Here is a 17,701-nt window from a genome sequence, read left to right as displayed (position 1 = left end):
GTTCATTATTTGGTCATTTAAAAAAATTAAACTAAATTTAACAGATAAGGTTGACACCGGTGTCACAGTCATGAGTTAATACAGTGACACCGGTGTCAGGTTGGTTGTGAGAGACAGCCTGTCAGCGTACCTTTGAACGGGTAAATCAAAGATGCTCAGTACAATTATTTTCGTGGAGTCTGTAATTGTTACTGAGCCTTTATCCTCTAACTATAGAGATGAGTCGAATTTATATGTTGCATCCTCGTATTCAAGAAGTCACCGAACGCGTTATCGAACGCAGTAAAGAGACCCGCCAAGCTTATTTAGAGCGAATCTCGCACGCAAAAAAACAAACAAGAGTTCGTGCAGGTTTAGGCTGTGGTAATATTGCACATGTTATGGCTGCTTGTAGCAGCGATGACAAAGATCGTTTAAAAGCAGACGAGCAACCAAATCTAGCTATCATCAACGCTTATAACGACATGCTTTCTGCGCATGTCCCTTACAAAGATTACCCAGAAATCATCAAAAACCTTGCGACTAAGTACGATGCAACAGCACAAGTTGCTGGCGGTGTACCAGCAATGTGTGATGGCGTAACACAAGGCCGTGACGGTATGGAGTTATCATTGTTCTCACGTGACGTGATTGCAATGTCTACTGCGGTTTCTTTATCGCATGATGTATTCGACGGTGTTTTCTGTTTAGGTGTTTGTGACAAAATCGTCCCAGGACTTTTAATTGGTGCTTTATCATTTGGTCATTTACCAACGTATTTTTTACCAGCAGGTCCAATGCAATCGGGTATCCCGAATAAAGAAAAAGCTCGTGTTCGTCAAAAATTTGCACAAGGCTTAGTAAGTCGTGAAGAGCTTCTTGAAGCTGAAAGCGCATCTTATCACAGTGCCGGTACATGTACTTTCTACGGTACGGCAAACTCGAATCAAATGTTAATGGAAATTATGGGTCTACATTTACCAGGTAGCTCTTTCATTAACCCTTACACAGAACTACGTGATGGTTTAACAGGTCATGCTGTAGAAACTATGTTAAAGCAGTTAATCGAAACAAAAGATGCTAACTGCCTTGCAGATGTAGTAAGTGAAAAAACAATTATTAATGGTTTAGTTGGCTTGTTATCAACAGGTGGCTCAACAAACCACGCAATCCACTTAGTGGCTATTGCGAAAGCTGCAGGTGTGATCCTAACGTGGAAAGACATGGCTGACTTATCTGAAGTTGTGCCACTTCTTACGCGTATCTACCCGAACGGCTCAGCTGATGTGAACCACTTCCAAGCAGCTGGCGGTATGGGCTTCTTAATGAAGCAACTACTTAGCAAAGGTTACTTACATAACGATGTGAAAACGATTGTCGGTGATGGGTTAGAAGCATACACCACGGAGCCAATGTTAGATAAAGATTCATCGGTGATTATGACTAACAGCACAGGCCCAAGCAAAGTTAAATGGGTGTCGTGTCCTGAAAAGTCACACGACGAAGAAGTATTGCGCCCAATTGATAACCCGTTTAGTAAGCAGGGTGGTTTACAGCTTCTTACTGGTAACCTTGGTAAAGCAGTTATTAAAGTATCAGCAGTGGCAGAGTCACACCAAGTTGTTTCTGCACCAGCTAAAGTATTTAGCTCACAAGGTGAGTTACAAGAAGCGTATAGCCGCGGTGAATTAAACACAGACTTTATTGCTGTAATTAAAGAGCAAGGTCCGAAAGCGAAAGGCATGCCTGAACTTCATAAGTTGACGCCAGTAATGGCAACACTGCAAGACCAAGGCTACAAAGTGGCGATTGTCACAGACGGTCGTATGTCGGGTGCATCTGGTAAAGTTCCTGCTGCAATCCACTTAGCACCAGAAGCTGTTGAAGGTGGTGTAATCGCTAAAATTCACGAAGGTGATTTAGTGACGCTTGACGCACCAGCAGGTGTATTGAAAGTACATGTAAGCGATGAAGAATTAGCAAAACGTGAATTACAACTTAGCCAACCAAGCCAAACATACGGCACAGGTCGAGAGTTATTTGCAGGTTTCAGAAATATAGTAAGTAGTGCAGACCTAGGCGCTAGCGCCTTTGGTTTAGAATAATAATACGCCGTTACTGGGCTATGAGGAACAAACAATGAGCATTGAGAAAATTTTATCATCGGCACCTGTGGTACCGGTTGTTGTTATCGAAAAACTTGAAGATGCAGCACCCCTTGCACGTGCGCTTTATAACGGTGGCTTAAAAGCATTAGAAATTACTTTGCGTACGCCAATTGCGGCAGAAGCAGTGAAGCTAATGAAAGAAGCCGTACCAGAAGCATACGTTGGCACAGGTACTGTGGTTGATAAAGCGACATTTAATGCATCAGTTGAAGCCGGTGCTGACTTTATGGTTAGCCCTGGCGTAAACGACGAATTATTAGCACTGGCTAAAGAGTCTGATATTCCATTTTTACCAGGTGCTGCGACACCAAGTGAAGTAATGAAATTAGCAAGCCAAGGCTTTAAGTTTCTAAAGTTCTTCCCTGCAGAAGCAGCGGGTGGCACTGCAATGCTGAAATCAATTGGTGGCCCTTTACCACAAGTAACATTTTGTCCAACAGGCGGCATTAGCCTTGAAACAGCACCTAACTACCTCGCACTTAAAAACGTAATCTGTGTGGGTGGTACGTGGATGTTAGACAAACAACTTATTGAAAACAAAGACTGGCAAGCCATTGAAGCGCTTGCTCTCCAAGCAAGTGAAGTAAAATAATTAACGGGAGATATTAGAATGATTAATGTTGCAATTAATGGCTATGGACGTATCGGTCGTAACGTATTACGTGCCCTTTATGAGTCAGCTCAAAACAACGAAATCAAAATCGTTGCAATTAACGATTTAGCACCAGCAAATGTTAACGCGCATTTAACTCAATTTGACTCAGTTCACGGTCAATTTTCTCAAAAAGTAACACTTGCTGAAAACACCATGCTAATTGGTAATGACGAAATTACCCTTACGCAAGAGCGTGATCCTGCAAACCTTCCTTGGAAAGCTCTAAACGTAGATATCGTTCTAGAATGTACTGGTTTATTCACTTCACGTGAGGCAGCGGCTAAACACATTGAAGCAGGTGCTAAAAAAGTAATCGTTTCTGCTCCTGGTACTGATATGGATGCAACTGTTGTTCATGGTGTTAATAGTGAAGTATTAAACGCTGACAGCAACATTATCTCAAATGCATCGTGTACAACAAACTGTTTAGCGCCGATTGCAAAAGCAATCAACGACACAGTAGGTATCGAGCAAGGTAGCATGACGACAATTCATGCATACACAAACGATCAAAACTTATCTGACGTTTATCACCCAGATTTATATCGTGCACGTAGCGCAACTCAGTCAATGATCCCAACTAAAACAGGTGCTGCTAAAGCAGTTGGCTTAGTACTTCCTGAACTTGCGGGTAAACTAGACGGCATGGCAGTACGTGTACCAACAATCAACGTTTCTTTAGTAGACTTAACGTTCGTTGCTAAGCGTGAAACAACTGCAGCAGAAATCAACGAAGTAGTTAAAGCAGCATCAGAAGGTGCAATGCAAGGTATTCTTGAATACAACGAACTACCGCTTGTTTCTATCGACTTTAACCACAACCCAGCGTCTTCAATCTTCGATTCAACCCAAACTAAGGTAGATGGTAAGCTTGTTAAAGTGATGGCTTGGTACGATAACGAGTGGGGTTTCTCAAACCGCATGTTAGACCAAGTTAAAGCGCTAGGTCAGTTCTTATAATAGAACAGTAAAAGTTTAAGCTTTATCCAACAAAGCCACGTTTATCGTGGCTTTTTTGGTTTTTACTGGAAATTAATTTGGATTCACATTACTTTATTGTGCGTAATTGTTTTCAAGGAAAGATAATGAAAAAAATCTTATTAACTACGTCACTCTTTTTATCGTCGATACTGCCTAGTTATGTATCCGCATCGCAAGAAGCACAGCAACTTGCAGTGTGTTTAACTGATTCACTAAATGGCAAAGAGCGAAAGAACCTCGCTAAGTGGATTTATCTAGGTATGTCGACGCATAGTATAATTAAGCCTTTCTCGAACGTGACAGAACAAGATATGGATGAAACTAATCGCTATGTTGGTGCGTTAGTTACGCGTTTATTAACCGAAGACTGTCCAAAGCAAGCAAAGGCGGCGATTGAAGTCGGCGGTCAGGGAGCAATGGAAAACGCATTCGGTATTGTGGGTGAAGTTGCAATGCAAGAGTTAATGGCTGAGCCAAGTGTTGGTAATGCTTTAGGTGCATTTGATAAATACCTTGATCAAGATAAGTTTGATAAAGCATTTCAATAATATTTAAAAGGCTTATTCTTTTATAAGCCTAAATCGTTTCATAAGGATATGGATGTTTAATAAAATTAGACAGTTATTCGCTAATAAGCTGTATAAAACAATCGCGCTGGTTTTAGTAATTCTCATTGCAGGACCTGAGTTAATGATGGGGTATGAGCTTATGGCACTACTTGAGTTTTTAGGTCCATCGACATTTGTGCTTATTCATTTAGCTGGATTAATGCTCTACCTTGAAAGGCTAAAAAACGCTTTCATGAACTTTGAAAAACATAGTTTATGCTATAGGCCAATGACTTCACACATTATTGAAATGCCTGCGTTGATTATTCATTTCCTACCTGAACGCAGCCTAGTTTTAGGTTTTATTAGCTTAGTATCAATTTGTTGTGTACACATGATAGTGATGGCTTAGCGTATATTTGTTCCTAAATTCTTCTGTGTTATGCTGCAAAAAATTGATAAATGGATTTTTATATCATGACTCGTCTTTATCACCGGTTATTTCGGGCTGAGCAGTTTCAAGTGGGTGAAGGCAATATCAGTGGCTATATTGCCTGCTTCTTAGCGATTTTATCCTGTTTAGGAGTATTAGCTTTTCACTTTCCTGAGTACTTAACGACGCCAGAGCTTCGACAAAACTACAGCGTTGAGTTTTTGCGTCAGCTAATGTTCGTGGCACTAATTATTTCAGGCAGTTTAGGCTTGTTGAACTTTGTTCGTAACACTAACAAACGACTCGGTGCAACAGCTTGGGTGCTGATACTTCTTGCTATTGCATTTGGTGGCCCGAATGTTCAAGTGGGCGATTTTAGAGATAATACGCCATACTTAGGGCTTGATTGGTTCATTCTTGATTTACTTGGCTCCACACTGATTTTTATTTTAATTGAGAAGCTGCTACCGCACCGCAAAGAGCAAAAAATTCTCCGCTCTGAGTGGCAAGGCGATTTAAATCATTTCTTTGTAAATCATTTAATTATCGGTTTTGTGCTTCTTGCAACCAATCAGTTTGTGCATCACGCATTTGGCTGGGCTGTATCTGATACTGTGCAAGGCTTTATTATACAAATGCCATTTTTACTCCAGCTCTTTTTAATTATTTTAGTGGCCGATTTAATGCAATACTTTGTGCACAGGGCTTATCACGAAGTACCTCTGCTTTGGCGTTTTCATGCCGTGCATCATAGTGCAAAAGAAATGGATTGGCTCGCAGGCTCACGTCAGCATATTTTAGAAATATTAGTGACGCGTAGCTTAGTACTTACGCCTATTTTTGTACTGGGCTTTCCATCTGAAGTCATTAGCCTTTATGTGATTATTGTTGGCTTTCAGGCTGTGTTTAACCATGCCAATGTTCGCGTAAATTTTGGTTGGTTAAAGTATTTTCTGGTTACTCCTCAGTTTCATCATTGGCACCATTCATCTGATAAAGCGGCCATTGACCGTAACTATGCAGCGCATTTTTCTTTTTTAGATTATCTATTTGGCACCGCTGTAAAAGGTCAAGCAGAGTGGCCCGATAAATATGGTGTGGTTGGCGATTACATGCCCGAAGGAATGTTAAAGCAGCAGCTGTTTCCGTTTAACAGGCAAAAATAAAGCCTCAGTGAGGCTTTGTTTATAGGCAAATTAGTATTAAATCATAATCGCGCAAGCAGCTCAGAAAAGCGAGGTCGTTTTTCTGAGTTGAGTACCAAGCACTCTTGGGCTATGTCGGCAAGCATCTTTGTAATGTCATTTTGTTCAGTCACAACAGTCAGTAAATCATCGATAAAATAACCGAGGGCACGTACTTCAATGCCTTCTAATAGCTGTTGTTGAGTTGGCATTAGCATCGATAAATCGGTTGCGGCACCAAAGTCACCAAACAATAAATCGCCTTGTGAATTGATCATGCTGTTATGGGCATAAATGTCACCATGGCTAACTTGCTTTTTATGCAAATGGGCGAGGGTACTTGTCATTTGTTGAATGATTTTTAGCACCATTTCTGGCGTGTACTGGCAGTTGTCTTCGAATGTGTCACGGGTACAACTTGCAAGTGATGGTGGTAAACCAAGGTTCGTAAACTCTTTATTGATCAGCTCCATTACTAAACCCAGTTGTGACTCTTCATCAACATAGCCCAACGCTTTAATTAGGTTTGGGTGCTCACTTGCTTGTAAACAGCAATTAAGCTCATCGAGTGGGTAGCCATCACTGGTGATCTCGCCTTTAAATAACTTAAGGGCAACAGGTCGTTGATGCCAGTTTGCGAAGTGAATAACCCCAGATGCGCCTTGGCCAATCTGCTTTTTAACATCGATTTCATCCAGTGCTATTTGGCTAAACAGCTCACAATGTAAGCTGGTTGAACGATTTAAATCGTTACCAGAGAAGGCAAGCCAAGCAAGTTTAGGTAAGGCTAAAAGCCAATCTTCAACTTTTGTAAGCTTATTGGCGCTTAAACGTATTAGCTCAAGCTCTTTACAATTAGCCATTGAGGCTGGCAAATGTGTTAACTGATTGCCGGCCAGTGCCAGCTTTTTAAGCTGACTGTACTCACCAAATGTATCCGGCAAAGCGGGGATTTGATTATCAGTTAAGATCAGCCATTCAATTTTCGTTGGCAAACAGTGTGCTTTAAATTCAGTAATTTGATTACTTTTAAATGCCACCATGATTAAGTTTGGGCATTGTCTTAGCACGTCAGGTATGTGTTTAAACTGATTAAATGATAAAAACAGTCGTTTTAGATTTTTTAATTTGTAAAAATCGTCAGGTAAATCACTTAGCTGGTTATTAGATAAATCAAGGGTTTCTAACGTATCGGCTAGGGTATAAATTTCTTTTGGGAATTCAGTTAGTTCTGCAACAAGCTGAAGCCGTGTACTACCTTGTAGAGAACCGGCTTTTAACTCTTCGAGGGTATTCAATGTTGATTCCTTTGTGCTAAAAGGTAAAAGGCCAACTTGGTTGGCCTTTTTAATTAAAACTGTGCGTTATGGTAAACGTTTTGTACGTCATCACAGTCTTCTAGCATGGCTAAAAAGCGTTCCATGACTTCAACGTCTTCACCTTCAATTGGTGCTTCTACTTGCGGCACAAAGGCAATTAGATCTTCGTGGAAATCAGTAATTCCCATTTCTTCAAGTGCTGTACGGGTGTTGTTGTATTCTGTGTGTGGAGCAAATACGGTGATTTTACCGTCTTCAACTTCTACATCTGTTACATCGACATCTGCCATCATCAATGCTTCTAATACAGCTTCGTCATCATCACCGTCAAAAACAAAAATAGCGAGGTGATCAAATAAGTGTGATACAGAATTTTGCGCACCAATTTTTGCATTTGCTTTAGTAAAACAAACACGTACGTCAGCGAAGGTACGTTTGTTGTTGTCGGTTAAGCAGTCAACAATGATCATACAGTTGCCCGGGCCGTAACCTTCATAGCGAGTTGCTACGTAATCTTCGCCGCCACCACCTTTGGCTTTATCGATTGCACGCTCGATTACATGCGTAGGTACTTGGTCTTTCTTAGCACGCTCAATTAAGCGACGAAGTGCTAAGTTGCCATCGGGATCAACACCACCATTCTTAGCGCAGATATAAATTTCTTTTCCGTACTTTGAATAAACTTTGGTTTTTGCACCCGCAGTTTTTGCCATTGAGTCTTTTTTGTTTTGATAAGCTCTGCCCATCTGCGTGTTGCCTTTTTGTTATAGATAAAAATAAAGCCGTTATTCTAATCATTTAACCTAGTAGTTAACAGTGTTTATTCGTCGCTTTGCTGTAACTGCCACATTCGAGCATATTCGCCATTCGCCGCAAGTAGCTGTTGGTGCTGACCTTGTTCAACAACTTGTCCTTGTTTCATAACAATAATTTTGTCTGCGTCGGTGATTGTTGATAAACGATGGGCAATGACTATGCTGGTGTGCTTTTGCGCGACTTCACGCATAGCACTTAAAATAGCTTGCTCTGAATGCGAATCAAGCGCTGATGTTGCCTCATCAAATAATAAAATAGGTGAACCCTTTAAAATGGCTCTGGCAATTGCTATACGTTGCTTTTCGCCGCCCGACACTTTTAAACCGCGCTCACCAACAAGGGTTTTATCGCCTTTATCTAGGCTTGCAATAAACCCATCTAAGTGGGCAAGGCTTATAGCTTTATCAATATCATCTTCGCTTGCCGTTGGATTTCCGTAGGCGATGTTTTCGCGAATGCTGGTGTTAAATAGCACGGTATCTTGCGGTACGATGGCAATAGCTTGGCGCAAACTTTCAAGTGTCACTGTGTTGATTGCTTGCTTATCAATATAAATTTTGCCCGCATCCACATCATAAAAGCGGTAAAGCAGGCGGCTTAAGGTGCTTTTACCTGCGCCACTGGCACCGACAATCGCTACTTTACTGCCTGAAGTAACCTCAAAACTTAAATTATTTAAAATAGGCCGTTGTTTGTCGTAACTAAAAGAGACATTCTCAAATCGAATAGCTGCTTTTGTTGTAGTTAATGGTTTTGCATCTTTGTCATCGCTAATAGCGGCTTTTCGATTTAATAAGCCGAGCATGTTTTCAAGATCAGTTAGTGCACGGCGTATTTCACGATACACAAAGCCTAAAAAATTAAGAGGTAGAAATAGCTGGATCATGTAAGCATTAATCATCACAAGCTCACCTATGGTCAGCTCTTTATTGACCACTGAACTGGCACCTAGCCACATTAGTGCTGTAATAGCTGCGGCGATAATAAGTGCTTGCCCTGAATTTAGCGCCAGTAACGATAAACGATTTTTTAGCCTCGCTTGTTCCCACTTAGCTAAAAAGCTGTCGTAGGTGTTTGCTTCATAATGTTCATTGTTGAAGTACTTAACGGTTTCGTAATTTAGTAAGCTGTCGATAGCACGAGTATTTGAGTTGTTATCGGCAGTATTTGCTTCACGTATAAATCGGTTACGCCACTGAGTTACTATTACAGTAAAAGCAATGTAAATAGCGACAGCGATAACAGTGACTAATGCAAACCAAGGTGAAAACAAGGTCGCAAAAATAATGGCGACTGTGATTATTTCAAATAGGGTTGGCACGATGTTAAACATCAAAAAGCGCATTAAAAAGCTGAGGCCATTTGTACCACGCTCTATATCGCGACTAATACCGCCTGTTTGCCTATCAAGGTGAAAGGCTAATTCTAAACTATGTAAGTGTTTAAATACTTTTAAACCAATATGGCGCATAGCGTGCTCAGTAACACGGCCAAACAATGCATCGCGAACTTCACCAAAAAACACACTGGCAAAGCGCAGCAAACCATAGCCGATGAGCAGAGCAATAGGAACGCTTAATATCAGGTTGATACTAGAATCTACTGCGTCGATTATTTCTTTTAGTGCCCAAGGCATCAGCAATGTGGCCCCCTTGGCTGCAATAAGAGCTAGTACAGCCAAAATAACTCGGCCTTTAAAGGTCATTAAATAGGGCCAGAGTGTTTTGATGCTTTGTGATAGGTTCATTGCATCAGGCGATCTCGTTACCTGTTCTTTGCGGCTCATTCCACGCATGGGGGTCTCTTAAATCAATTTGATAAAAATAGGCAAAAGCTTTCGTGTTTTAGGCAAGTGTAATTTGTAAATTTACCTCTATACTGAGTGCAGTATACACCAGCGCATTAGCAAATTTGTTAATTGCATGAGTTAAACACGAAGAAAATTAAGGAGTAAGCATGAAAACCGTCGGTTATGCAGCACATGATTCTGAAAAACCATTAGAGCCGTATCATTTTGAACGCCGTGCACTTCGTGAAGAAGATGTATCAATTGAAATTCTTTATTGTGGCGTGTGTCATTCAGACTTACACACAGCAAAAAACGATTGGGGCTGGACTCAGTACCCAGTAGTACCGGGTCATGAAATTGTTGGCCGCGTTCTTGAAGTGGGTAGCGGCGTTACTAAATACAAAGTGGGCGATAATGTCGCTGTTGGTTGTATGGTAGATAGCTGTTTGAGCTGTGACCAATGTCATCATGGTGAAGAGCAGTTTTGTCGCGAAGGAATGGTGGGTACATACTCAGGGCAAGATCGTATCAGTGGCGAACTTACTCAAGGTGGGTATTCAAAACACATTGTGGTTCGTGAAGAGTTCGTACTCAATGTACCTAAAGGTTTAGACCTAGCGAAATGTGCGCCAATTCTATGTGCGGGTATCACAACTTATTCACCACTACGCACGTGGAATGTTGGCCCAGGCAGCCGTGTTGCGGTAATTGGTCTAGGTGGTTTGGGTCACATGGCAATTAAAATCGCAGCTGCAATGGGTGCACATGTTACGGCAATTAGCCGCAGTGATAAGAAAAAACAACAGGTTTTAGATTATGGTGCGAAAGACTTATTAGTCTCAAGTGATGAACAAGTGATGCAAGCACATGCTAATCAATTCGATCTAATTATTAATACCATACCCGTTAAACATGACTTTACACCTTATATGCCACTACTTGATATAGATGGTACCCAAGTGCTAGTTGGCCAAGTTGGTGAACTTGCAGAATCAAACTCTGTTCCACTTCTGCTTGGACGTCGCCGTGTTGCTGGCTCATTGATAGGTGGTATAGCACAAACCCAAGAGATCCTCGATTTCTGTGCGTTACATAATATTCTGCCAGAAGTTGAAATGATCAAAATGGAACAAATTAATGACGCTTTCGATAAATTAAAGCGAGGTGATATGGCCTCACGCTTTGTTATCGACATGTCATCATTAGAAGTTTAACTTGTTTAACAAAGTTAAATTAATAAGCGGGTCGAGTTAGGCTCGCTTTATTTTAGATACTTTTATTTAAGTAATAACTTGTGTTTTATTTTTTTACCCTCATTATAGCTGTGTTATCCACTTAATTTATTGGTCAGTTCTTGTTACGGTTTTTCTCAGTCATTATCTTGCTATTTACTGTGTTCTTTAGTGCACAGAGCATGGCTATGCCTGACACTCACTCACACTATGCTGCCACTAAATTGTTCCAAGTCGAGCTGACTAAAACCCCAGTTATTTCTCAAACTCATACAGCTAAGCATCCTAAACCGGTAGAACCATCGGGGTTTGATACCCTTGTGCCGCGTTTAACTGCCAGTAATTCATCATTGTTTCTTTACCATAGTCAGGTTGACCCTGATTACGAGCTATTAATTGAATTCTTTGCTGAAGATTGGGGAAAAGAGCACTTTTTAGCGCCACCAAGTGCTGTGCGCATGATCCCATGGTTTGCGTTAGCCACGCAACGTAAATCCCGCATTAGTGGCTGGAAAGACGCTAATCTCTTGTACAAAGCGAATACTACCTACCATAGCTAAACGACTTCCTTCGTTACTTTTTTATTTTTGGAATTAATTTTTTACCGGCTGAAAATGCTGGAAGGAAGTCATGTATGTCACATAAATCAAAGCCGGCGCTATGGCGTCGTCTAAAAATGAGTTATGTCGCTATGATAGCGGCGTGTATTTTATTAGCGGTTAGCGCACTACCTAATCTTTACCCTAACAAATCTTGGTTGCACATTAGCTTGCCAGATCAAACTGTGACGCTGCAAAGTGTGACAACGTCACTAAATCAACATGGTTTTGAAGTGTCTGAAGCTAATGATAGCCAAGCACAACTGGCTATTTTATTAGCTGAGCCTACTCAAAGTGCCAATGCACTGAGTTTTATAAAAACTCAATACCCACAGCTGGAAGCTAAAATTGTTGAGCATGCGACAAGCCCACAATGGCTTCAGCAGCTTGGTCTTTCACCGATTAAGTTAGGACTTGACTTAAATGGAGGGGTGCTATTTGTGCTTGATGTTGACCTAGATAAAGCAATGCAAGAGCACTTAAACAGTGTGTATCAACAAACTAAATTGACGCTTCGAAAAGACAAAATTCGTGGTATTAGAGCCAGTGAAGTAAAAGAAGGGGTTGAGCTGCAAATTTTACCAAGCGGTGAAGGGCAACTCCCAGGACTCATCTCAACCTTACAAGGTCAATTCAAAGGCCTGATGCAAACTAAATCAACGAGTAATAACCTAACCACAGTATTACTGCATTTTAATGAGCAAAGCCAAAGCGAATTCAATAAACAAGTCATGGCACAAAGCTTAACAACCCTGCGTGGACGTATTGAAGAGCTTGGCATCACAGAAGCGGTGACGCAAAGGCAAGGTAAACAACGAATTCGAATCGAGTTACCAGGGGTACAAGATCCATCAGAAGCTAAACGCATTATTGGTGCAACAGCGACCCTAGATTTTTATCAGGTCGTCGAAGTGGGTGGTAAAGCGTTTAATGTGCAAGGTGGTGGTGTTGTTAATTTAAATCCTGTGGCGATTTTTTCAGGTGATCACATCAATAATGCCAGTGTTGGTAAAGATGAATGGGGCAAGCCTTTAGTCCAGCTTAGCTTAGACTCTCAAGGTGGCGATGCGATGTCTGCTTTTTCAAAGCACAATATAGGTAAGCCAATGGCCACGGTTTATTCTGAATACTCCCGGAATGCAAATGGCGACGTTGTGAAAAAAAGCGAAGTGATCAATGTGGCAAACATTGCACAGCATTTAAGTTCTCGTTTTAGTATTACGAATATGAAAAGCCCACAAGCAGCTTACGATTTAGCGCTTTTACTTCGTGCAGGGTCGCTAACTGCACCAGTGACAATCGTTCAAGAACAAACCATAGGTCCAAGCTTAGGTAGTGAAAACATTGAACACGGATTAGCTGCTTTAATGCTTGGTATCGGTATTACCCTTGCATTTATGGCGCTTTGGTATCGTCGTTTAGGCCTGATTGCCAACATTGCGTTGTTACTTAATTTAACCGCTTTAGTCGGCTTAATGTCGTTATTACCTGGCGTGGTGTTGACATTACCGGGCATCGCAGGGCTTGTATTAACAATAGGCATGGCAGTTGATACTAATGTAATTATCTTTGAGCGAATAAAAGAGGAAAAACGTAAAGGTCGACCTACCTATCAAGCAATAGAGCAAGGCTATAACCAAGCATTTACGACCATTTTTGATGCCAATGTGACCACCATGATCACAGCTATCATTCTATACGCCATTGGTTATGGGCCTGTGAAAGGTTTTGCAATTACATTAGCGCTCGGACTATTAACCAGCGTATTCACCGGTGTTTACATTTCAAAAGCGCTTAGCCAAACACTCTACATTAAACTGACAAATTTATCGGGGGCTAAAGCATGAGTTGGTCAACATTAACTGCAGCGAGTAAATCGCGCGTTTTAGGGTTATTGCTAAGCTGTGTTTTAGTCATCGCGAGCTTAGGTGTTTTATCTGTCAAAGGGCTAAACTTTGGCCTTGATTTTACAGGTGGCTACATCACTGAGATAAACACAACGTCAGTAACAACTATTGCTGATTTAAAGGCAAAGTTAAGTCCTGAAATTGCAAACAAATTAACCATAACTAAAGCGGGTGAATACCACTTTGTTTTAAGAGAAGCGCCAGAGCTTAGTGAAGCCAGCAATTGGCAATCAGAGCTGAATGACCAAGGTGTAGAATTTACCGTGCTTTCAAGTTCTTTTTTAGGTTCACAAGTCGGTGATGAGCTTTTTGAGCAAGGCTGTTTAGCATTATTTGCAGCACTGATTGCCATTATGGTTTATTTAGCTGTACGTTTTGAATGGCGACTCGCGGTAGGCTCAGTGGTTGCACTGTTACATGATTTAATCTTAGTGCTTGGCTTGTTTTCCTTGTTAGGGCTTGAGTTTAATTTAACCGTGCTGGCGAGTTTACTGGCTATTATTGGCTATTCATTAAATGACTCAATTATTGTTGGCGACAGAGTTAGAGAGCTTTTACGTATTCAGCCAGACAATCAACGCATTAATACCCATGTTGTGATTAATGATGCAATTGGCTCTACGTTAACGCGTACATTGATCACCTCAGGCACAACACTTGCGACCATTGCTTGTATTTGGCTGCTTGCTGGCGCTGCATTAACGGGTTTTGCTATCGCGTTATTTGCAGGCATTGTGGTGGGCACCTTCTCATCGATTTGTATCGCCGCCACCTTACCGCAATTATTAGGGTTAAGTTCAGAAAATTACACCCAAACACTGGATGATAAAACCAAAGCCTATATGGATATGCCATAAGTCAGTTTTATAACTTACTTTCATCAGCCGCTATTTTTCCATAGAATAGCGGCTTTTCTGTTTTAACTGCTTTGATATGAATAAAACACACGTAATTGAACATTTACGCTTTGCGCTAGAGGCACAACTGCAAAACGCCAAAGCAGCGGCAAAAGCGGCTCATGATGCAGCAACCCACGAAGAAAGTGTTGCTGAAACTCAATACGATACCTTGGGTTTAGAAGCCGCTTATTTAGCGCAAGGGCAAGCTGAACGAGTTAATGAGTGCTACCGTGACATACAAGCATTCAATACAGTGTTTAAAGAAAGCGAATTTAATAAGGTTCGTGAAGGTGCATTAGTGTGTCTTGTCGATGAACAAGATAACTCAAAGTGGTTTTTTATGGGCCCAAGTGCAGGTGGCTTAGTAGTCACCGTAAAAGAACAGCCTATATATGTTGTAACCCGTGAAGCGCCGTTAGGTAAACAGCTGATTGGCAAGCAAATTGATGACGAAGTAACACTGACAATTGCAGGTAACGCACAGTTTTATAGCATTACAGAAATAGTCTGATCAAGAAAATTTATTAATCAGTAAATTTCATCTTCAAGTAAAAAATAACTCGTTGGTCACAAAGTAAAAAAACCTCTATAAATCACATCAAGCTTAATGCTTATAAGCACCCATCTAGTTAAGTGAAGTTTAGCCTCATGCGTTCACTTAATCGGCTGGGTGTTTTCATTTTTTTCATAAGACTTAATTTAGGAAAAGTCGTGTTTAAAACCTTGATTGTGGTTGATAACAATGAGCAACGTATTGCTCAAAATTTCGAAAATGTCATTACCTTTGACACCTACTTACGTGATTACCCAAAACATAATGAGCCAAAAACGCGTATTTTAAACTTGTGTGATACAGGGCAGTATTTAAGTAAAGGCTATTATTGCTCTTTGCTTGCTGAAGCAAGAAAGCATCAGGTATTACCGAGTGTAAAAACAATTAATGCACTACGTAGCGATGAGCATAGCACGCGTCATAAAGAGCTTGCTGGTTGTACTGTATTTTTTGGTCACACAGATCAAGAGCAGCAAAGCAAAGCAACTAAAGCATTATTCTCGCAATATCCTGCGCCTATTTTGGTGTGTGATGAACAAGGTGTTGTGAAGCAAGGTGCGATTGCATCATTAGATGACACTGGCTTTACAGAGTTTGTAAAGCAACTCAATAGCTTTACGATGTCAGTATGGCGCATTCACGATAAAAAACGTCGTTACCGTTGGGATATGGCCATATTGGTTGATCACCAAGAAAAAGTGCCGCCAAGTGATAAAGATGCCATTGCTAAATTTATTAAAGCAGCCGCTAAACATGGTATTTATGCTCAAGCACTTACATTTGATGAAATTACCAATATTGCACAATTTGATGCGTTGTTTATTCGTCAAACAACGGCCATCGACCATCCAACCTATCGTTTAGCGAGTAAAGCACAAAGCTTAGGGTTAGTGGTGATTGATGATGCAGAGTCGATACTGCGCTGCTGTAATAAAGTGTATTTGCACGATGCTTTTAATTATCAAAAAGTGCCGAGTTTAAAAACTCACGTTGTGGCTGATACAAGTGAAGAGACAATTGAAAGTTTAGAAGCAAACTTCAGCTACCCACTGGTATTAAAAATGTCAGAAGGCTCTTTCTCAAAAGGCGTATTTAAAGTTGCTAATCGTGATGAGTTAGTTGCTAAATTAACAGAGTTGTTTGAGTTCAGTGCACTTGTGCTTGCACAAGAGTACATGTACACCGAATACGACTGGCGTGTCGGGGTGTTAAATGGCCGTGCAATTTATGCGTGTCGTTATTTAATGGCGCGTAATCACTGGCAAATTTATAACCATGATGCAAAACGTTTCTTTTCTGGTGGCTTTGAAACCTTGCCAACATTTGAATTACCTAAAGTGGTACTCGATGCGGCGTTAAAAGCCTGCAAAACGGTAGGTAAAGGTTTGTATGGTGTTGACGTTAAAGAACATCAAGGTAAAGCATACGTGTTAGAAGTGAATGACAACCCAAGTATCGACCATAAAGTCGAAGATGCCTATTTAGGTGACGAGCTTTATATGATCATTATGGATGAGTTTAAACAACGCTTAGAAGCACGAGGCCGTGGTTAATGAACGCCTCTGTTTGTCAAATCCGTTTTGCTCAGGCAACGGATTTGGCGGCCCTTGTTGCCATTGAAGAACAAAGCTTTAGTCAAGATAGATTAAGTAGTCGTAGTTTAAAACGTTGGATCAGCGCAACGCATGGCTTACTGATGGTGGCCGAGATCGAGAACCAACTAGTTGGTTATGGCTTGGTTTGGTGTCACAAGGGGACGCGTCTTGCTCGGCTATATTCACTGGCGGTTTTGCAATCTCAGCAAGGCAAAGGCATTGCTTCAAAGTTACTGCTTGCGCTTGAAAACGAAACAGCTAAACGCGGCCGTTTATATATGCGTCTAGAAGTTGCGGTAAACAACCTATCGGCAATTTGCTTATATGAAAAACTGGGTTACCAGGTGTTTGGTCATTACAGTGATTATTATGATGACCATAGTGATGCCCATCGAATGCAAAAAAACATTCGACGTAATATCGAGTTTAATGCCGATAAACACACGCCTTGGTACCAGCAAACAACCGAGTTTACCTGTGGTCCTGCGGCGTTATTAATGGCAATGTCATCATTGAATGATACCGCAATGAGCCAACTGAAAGAGCTGGATATATGGCGTGAAGCTACCACTATTTTTATGACATCAGGGCATGGCGGTTGTCACCCTCTAGGGTTAGCACTTGCGGCAATGAAACGAGGTTTTAAAGCTGATGTAGTTTTAAATACTCGTGAAACTTTGTTTATTGATGGTGTAAGAAGCGAAAAGAAAAAAGCCATCTTGCATACGGTTCATAATCAATTTGTGGCAGAAGCGATAGCTGCAAAGTTGCCAGTACGCTATCAAGAGTTAACCTTGGTTGCTATTGAGGATTGGCTTGCGGAGGGTAAAGCGGTGGTGTTATTGATCAGTACCTATCGATTTGATGGTAAAAAGTCACCGCATTGGGTGTGTGTAACGCATATTGATGAGCATTGCTTGTACGTGCATGACCCGTTTTGTGAAAACGAAAAACAATTGGCGATTGATTGTCAGCATGTCCCAATAACCAAAGCCGATTTTAACAAAATGGCGAGTTTTGGTTCATCAAGACTCAGCACTGCGA

16 protein-coding genes are annotated in these 17,701 nt (G+C 41.1%); 13 read left to right on the top strand and 3 right to left on the bottom strand.

The features are described from left to right. Nucleotides 1–233: 233 nt before the first annotated feature. The 6 genes from edd (at nucleotide 234) to L1D46_RS15545 (ending at nucleotide 5,930) form a co-directional block, all read left to right on the top strand. Nucleotides 234–2,084 carry a phosphogluconate dehydratase gene (gene edd / locus L1D46_RS15570; RefSeq protein ID WP_130052282.1) on the top strand — a complete coding sequence of 617 codons (1,851 nt, stop codon included), beginning with the start codon at nucleotides 234–236 and terminating at the stop codon, nucleotides 2,082–2,084. 34 nt (nucleotides 2,085–2,118) lie between these two features. After that, nucleotides 2,119–2,739 (top strand): bifunctional 4-hydroxy-2-oxoglutarate aldolase/2-dehydro-3-deoxy-phosphogluconate aldolase, encoded by a 621-nt coding sequence (eda, locus tag L1D46_RS15565; protein ID WP_239977822.1) that lies wholly within the window; start codon nucleotides 2,119–2,121, stop codon nucleotides 2,737–2,739. Between the two features lie 18 nt (nucleotides 2,740–2,757). Then, the gene (gene gap / locus L1D46_RS15560; RefSeq protein ID WP_063705673.1) at nucleotides 2,758–3,762 is read left to right on the top strand and encodes a type I glyceraldehyde-3-phosphate dehydrogenase; all 1,005 of its coding nucleotides are present in this window, start codon (nucleotides 2,758–2,760) and stop codon (nucleotides 3,760–3,762) included. Between the two features lie 125 nt (nucleotides 3,763–3,887). Next, the gene (locus L1D46_RS15555) at nucleotides 3,888–4,331 is read left to right on the top strand and encodes a hypothetical protein (RefSeq protein ID WP_239977821.1); all 444 of its coding nucleotides are present in this window, start codon (nucleotides 3,888–3,890) and stop codon (nucleotides 4,329–4,331) included. Between the two features lie 52 nt (nucleotides 4,332–4,383). Continuing rightward, nucleotides 4,384–4,743 (top strand): hypothetical protein, encoded by a 360-nt coding sequence (locus tag L1D46_RS15550; protein WP_239977820.1) that lies wholly within the window; start codon nucleotides 4,384–4,386, stop codon nucleotides 4,741–4,743. Nucleotides 4,744–4,808: 65 nt separating this feature from the next. Beyond that, complete coding sequence (locus tag L1D46_RS15545) at nucleotides 4,809–5,930, top strand: sterol desaturase family protein (RefSeq protein WP_239977819.1); 1,122 nt, start codon at nucleotides 4,809–4,811, stop codon at nucleotides 5,928–5,930. A 41-nt stretch (nucleotides 5,931–5,971) separates the two neighbouring features. On the opposite strand, the gene L1D46_RS15540 is transcribed toward L1D46_RS15545, so the two are convergent. From L1D46_RS15540 to L1D46_RS15530, 3 genes are all read right to left on the bottom strand, one after another. Continuing rightward, complete coding sequence (locus L1D46_RS15540; RefSeq protein ID WP_239977818.1) at nucleotides 5,972–7,246, bottom strand: protein kinase; 1,275 nt, start codon at nucleotides 7,244–7,246, stop codon at nucleotides 5,972–5,974. A 53-nt stretch (nucleotides 7,247–7,299) separates the two neighbouring features. Then, nucleotides 7,300–8,013: a YebC/PmpR family DNA-binding transcriptional regulator gene (locus L1D46_RS15535; RefSeq protein ID WP_105180428.1), complete on the bottom strand. Its 714-nt coding sequence runs from the start codon at nucleotides 8,011–8,013 to the stop codon at nucleotides 7,300–7,302. Between the two features lie 74 nt (nucleotides 8,014–8,087). Continuing rightward, complete coding sequence (locus L1D46_RS15530; protein WP_239977823.1) at nucleotides 8,088–9,869, bottom strand: ABC transporter ATP-binding protein/permease; 1,782 nt, start codon at nucleotides 9,867–9,869, stop codon at nucleotides 8,088–8,090. Nucleotides 9,870–10,039: 170 nt separating this feature from the next. On the opposite strand from L1D46_RS15530, the gene L1D46_RS15525 reads away from it, so the two are divergent. From L1D46_RS15525 to L1D46_RS15495, 7 genes are all read left to right on the top strand, one after another. Beyond that, a complete protein-coding gene (locus L1D46_RS15525) occupies nucleotides 10,040–11,086 on the top strand; it encodes an NAD(P)-dependent alcohol dehydrogenase (RefSeq protein WP_239977817.1) in 1,047 nt (348 codons plus the stop codon). Between the two features lie 206 nt (nucleotides 11,087–11,292). After that, complete coding sequence (locus L1D46_RS15520) at nucleotides 11,293–11,664, top strand: hypothetical protein (protein ID WP_130051356.1); 372 nt, start codon at nucleotides 11,293–11,295, stop codon at nucleotides 11,662–11,664. A gap of 74 nt (nucleotides 11,665–11,738) precedes the next feature. Beyond that, nucleotides 11,739–13,550 (top strand): protein translocase subunit SecD, encoded by a 1,812-nt coding sequence (secD, locus tag L1D46_RS15515; protein WP_167657855.1) that lies wholly within the window; start codon nucleotides 11,739–11,741, stop codon nucleotides 13,548–13,550. Beyond that, nucleotides 13,547–14,467: a protein translocase subunit SecF gene (gene secF, locus L1D46_RS15510; protein ID WP_239977816.1), complete on the top strand. Its 921-nt coding sequence runs from the start codon at nucleotides 13,547–13,549 to the stop codon at nucleotides 14,465–14,467. The genes secD and secF overlap by 4 nt, the downstream gene beginning before the upstream one ends. A 76-nt stretch (nucleotides 14,468–14,543) precedes the next feature. Then, nucleotides 14,544–15,020 (top strand): GreA/GreB family elongation factor, encoded by a 477-nt coding sequence (locus L1D46_RS15505; protein WP_130051359.1) that lies wholly within the window; start codon nucleotides 14,544–14,546, stop codon nucleotides 15,018–15,020. A gap of 200 nt (nucleotides 15,021–15,220) precedes the next feature. Then, entirely contained in the window at nucleotides 15,221–16,615 is a 1,395-nt protein-coding gene (locus L1D46_RS15500; RefSeq protein ID WP_239977815.1) for a RimK family protein, read from the top strand. Further along, nucleotides 16,615–17,701, top strand: a 1,087-nt coding sequence (locus L1D46_RS15495) for a GNAT family N-acetyltransferase/peptidase C39 family protein (RefSeq protein WP_239977814.1), incomplete at its 3' end; no start/stop codon positions are given. The genes L1D46_RS15500 and L1D46_RS15495, both read left to right, overlap by 1 nt.

Origin of the sequence: Pseudoalteromonas sp. Isolate3, assembly GCF_022398505.1 — a bacterium.
GTDB lineage: Bacteria > Pseudomonadota > Gammaproteobacteria > Enterobacterales > Alteromonadaceae > Pseudoalteromonas > Pseudoalteromonas apostichopi.
This window is presented reverse-complemented; position numbering and strand designations above follow the sequence as displayed.

What these genes read in the sequence shown, in the direction of transcription:
- edd (WP_130052282.1), top strand. Translation starts at nt 234, where the DNA reads ATGTTGCATCCTCGTATTCAAGAAGTCACCGAACGCGTTATCGAACGC.
- eda (WP_239977822.1), top strand. Translation starts at nt 2,119, where the DNA reads ATGAGCATTGAGAAAATTTTATCATCGGCACCTGTGGTACCGGTTGTT.
- gap (WP_063705673.1), top strand. Translation starts at nt 2,758, where the DNA reads ATGATTAATGTTGCAATTAATGGCTATGGACGTATCGGTCGTAACGTA.
- L1D46_RS15555 (WP_239977821.1), top strand. Translation starts at nt 3,888, where the DNA reads ATGAAAAAAATCTTATTAACTACGTCACTCTTTTTATCGTCGATACTG.
- L1D46_RS15550 (WP_239977820.1), top strand. Translation starts at nt 4,384, where the DNA reads ATGTTTAATAAAATTAGACAGTTATTCGCTAATAAGCTGTATAAAACA.
- L1D46_RS15545 (WP_239977819.1), top strand. Translation starts at nt 4,809, where the DNA reads ATGACTCGTCTTTATCACCGGTTATTTCGGGCTGAGCAGTTTCAAGTG.
- L1D46_RS15535 (WP_105180428.1), bottom strand. Translation starts at nt 8,013, where the DNA reads ATGGGCAGAGCTTATCAAAACAAAAAAGACTCAATGGCAAAAACTGCG.
- L1D46_RS15530 (WP_239977823.1), bottom strand. Translation starts at nt 9,869, where the DNA reads ATGAGCCGCAAAGAACAGGTAACGAGATCGCCTGATGCAATGAACCTA.
- L1D46_RS15525 (WP_239977817.1), top strand. Translation starts at nt 10,040, where the DNA reads ATGAAAACCGTCGGTTATGCAGCACATGATTCTGAAAAACCATTAGAG.
- L1D46_RS15520 (WP_130051356.1), top strand. Translation starts at nt 11,293, where the DNA reads ATGCCTGACACTCACTCACACTATGCTGCCACTAAATTGTTCCAAGTC.
- secD (WP_167657855.1), top strand. Translation starts at nt 11,739, where the DNA reads ATGTCACATAAATCAAAGCCGGCGCTATGGCGTCGTCTAAAAATGAGT.
- secF (WP_239977816.1), top strand. Translation starts at nt 13,547, where the DNA reads ATGAGTTGGTCAACATTAACTGCAGCGAGTAAATCGCGCGTTTTAGGG.
- L1D46_RS15505 (WP_130051359.1), top strand. Translation starts at nt 14,544, where the DNA reads ATGAATAAAACACACGTAATTGAACATTTACGCTTTGCGCTAGAGGCA.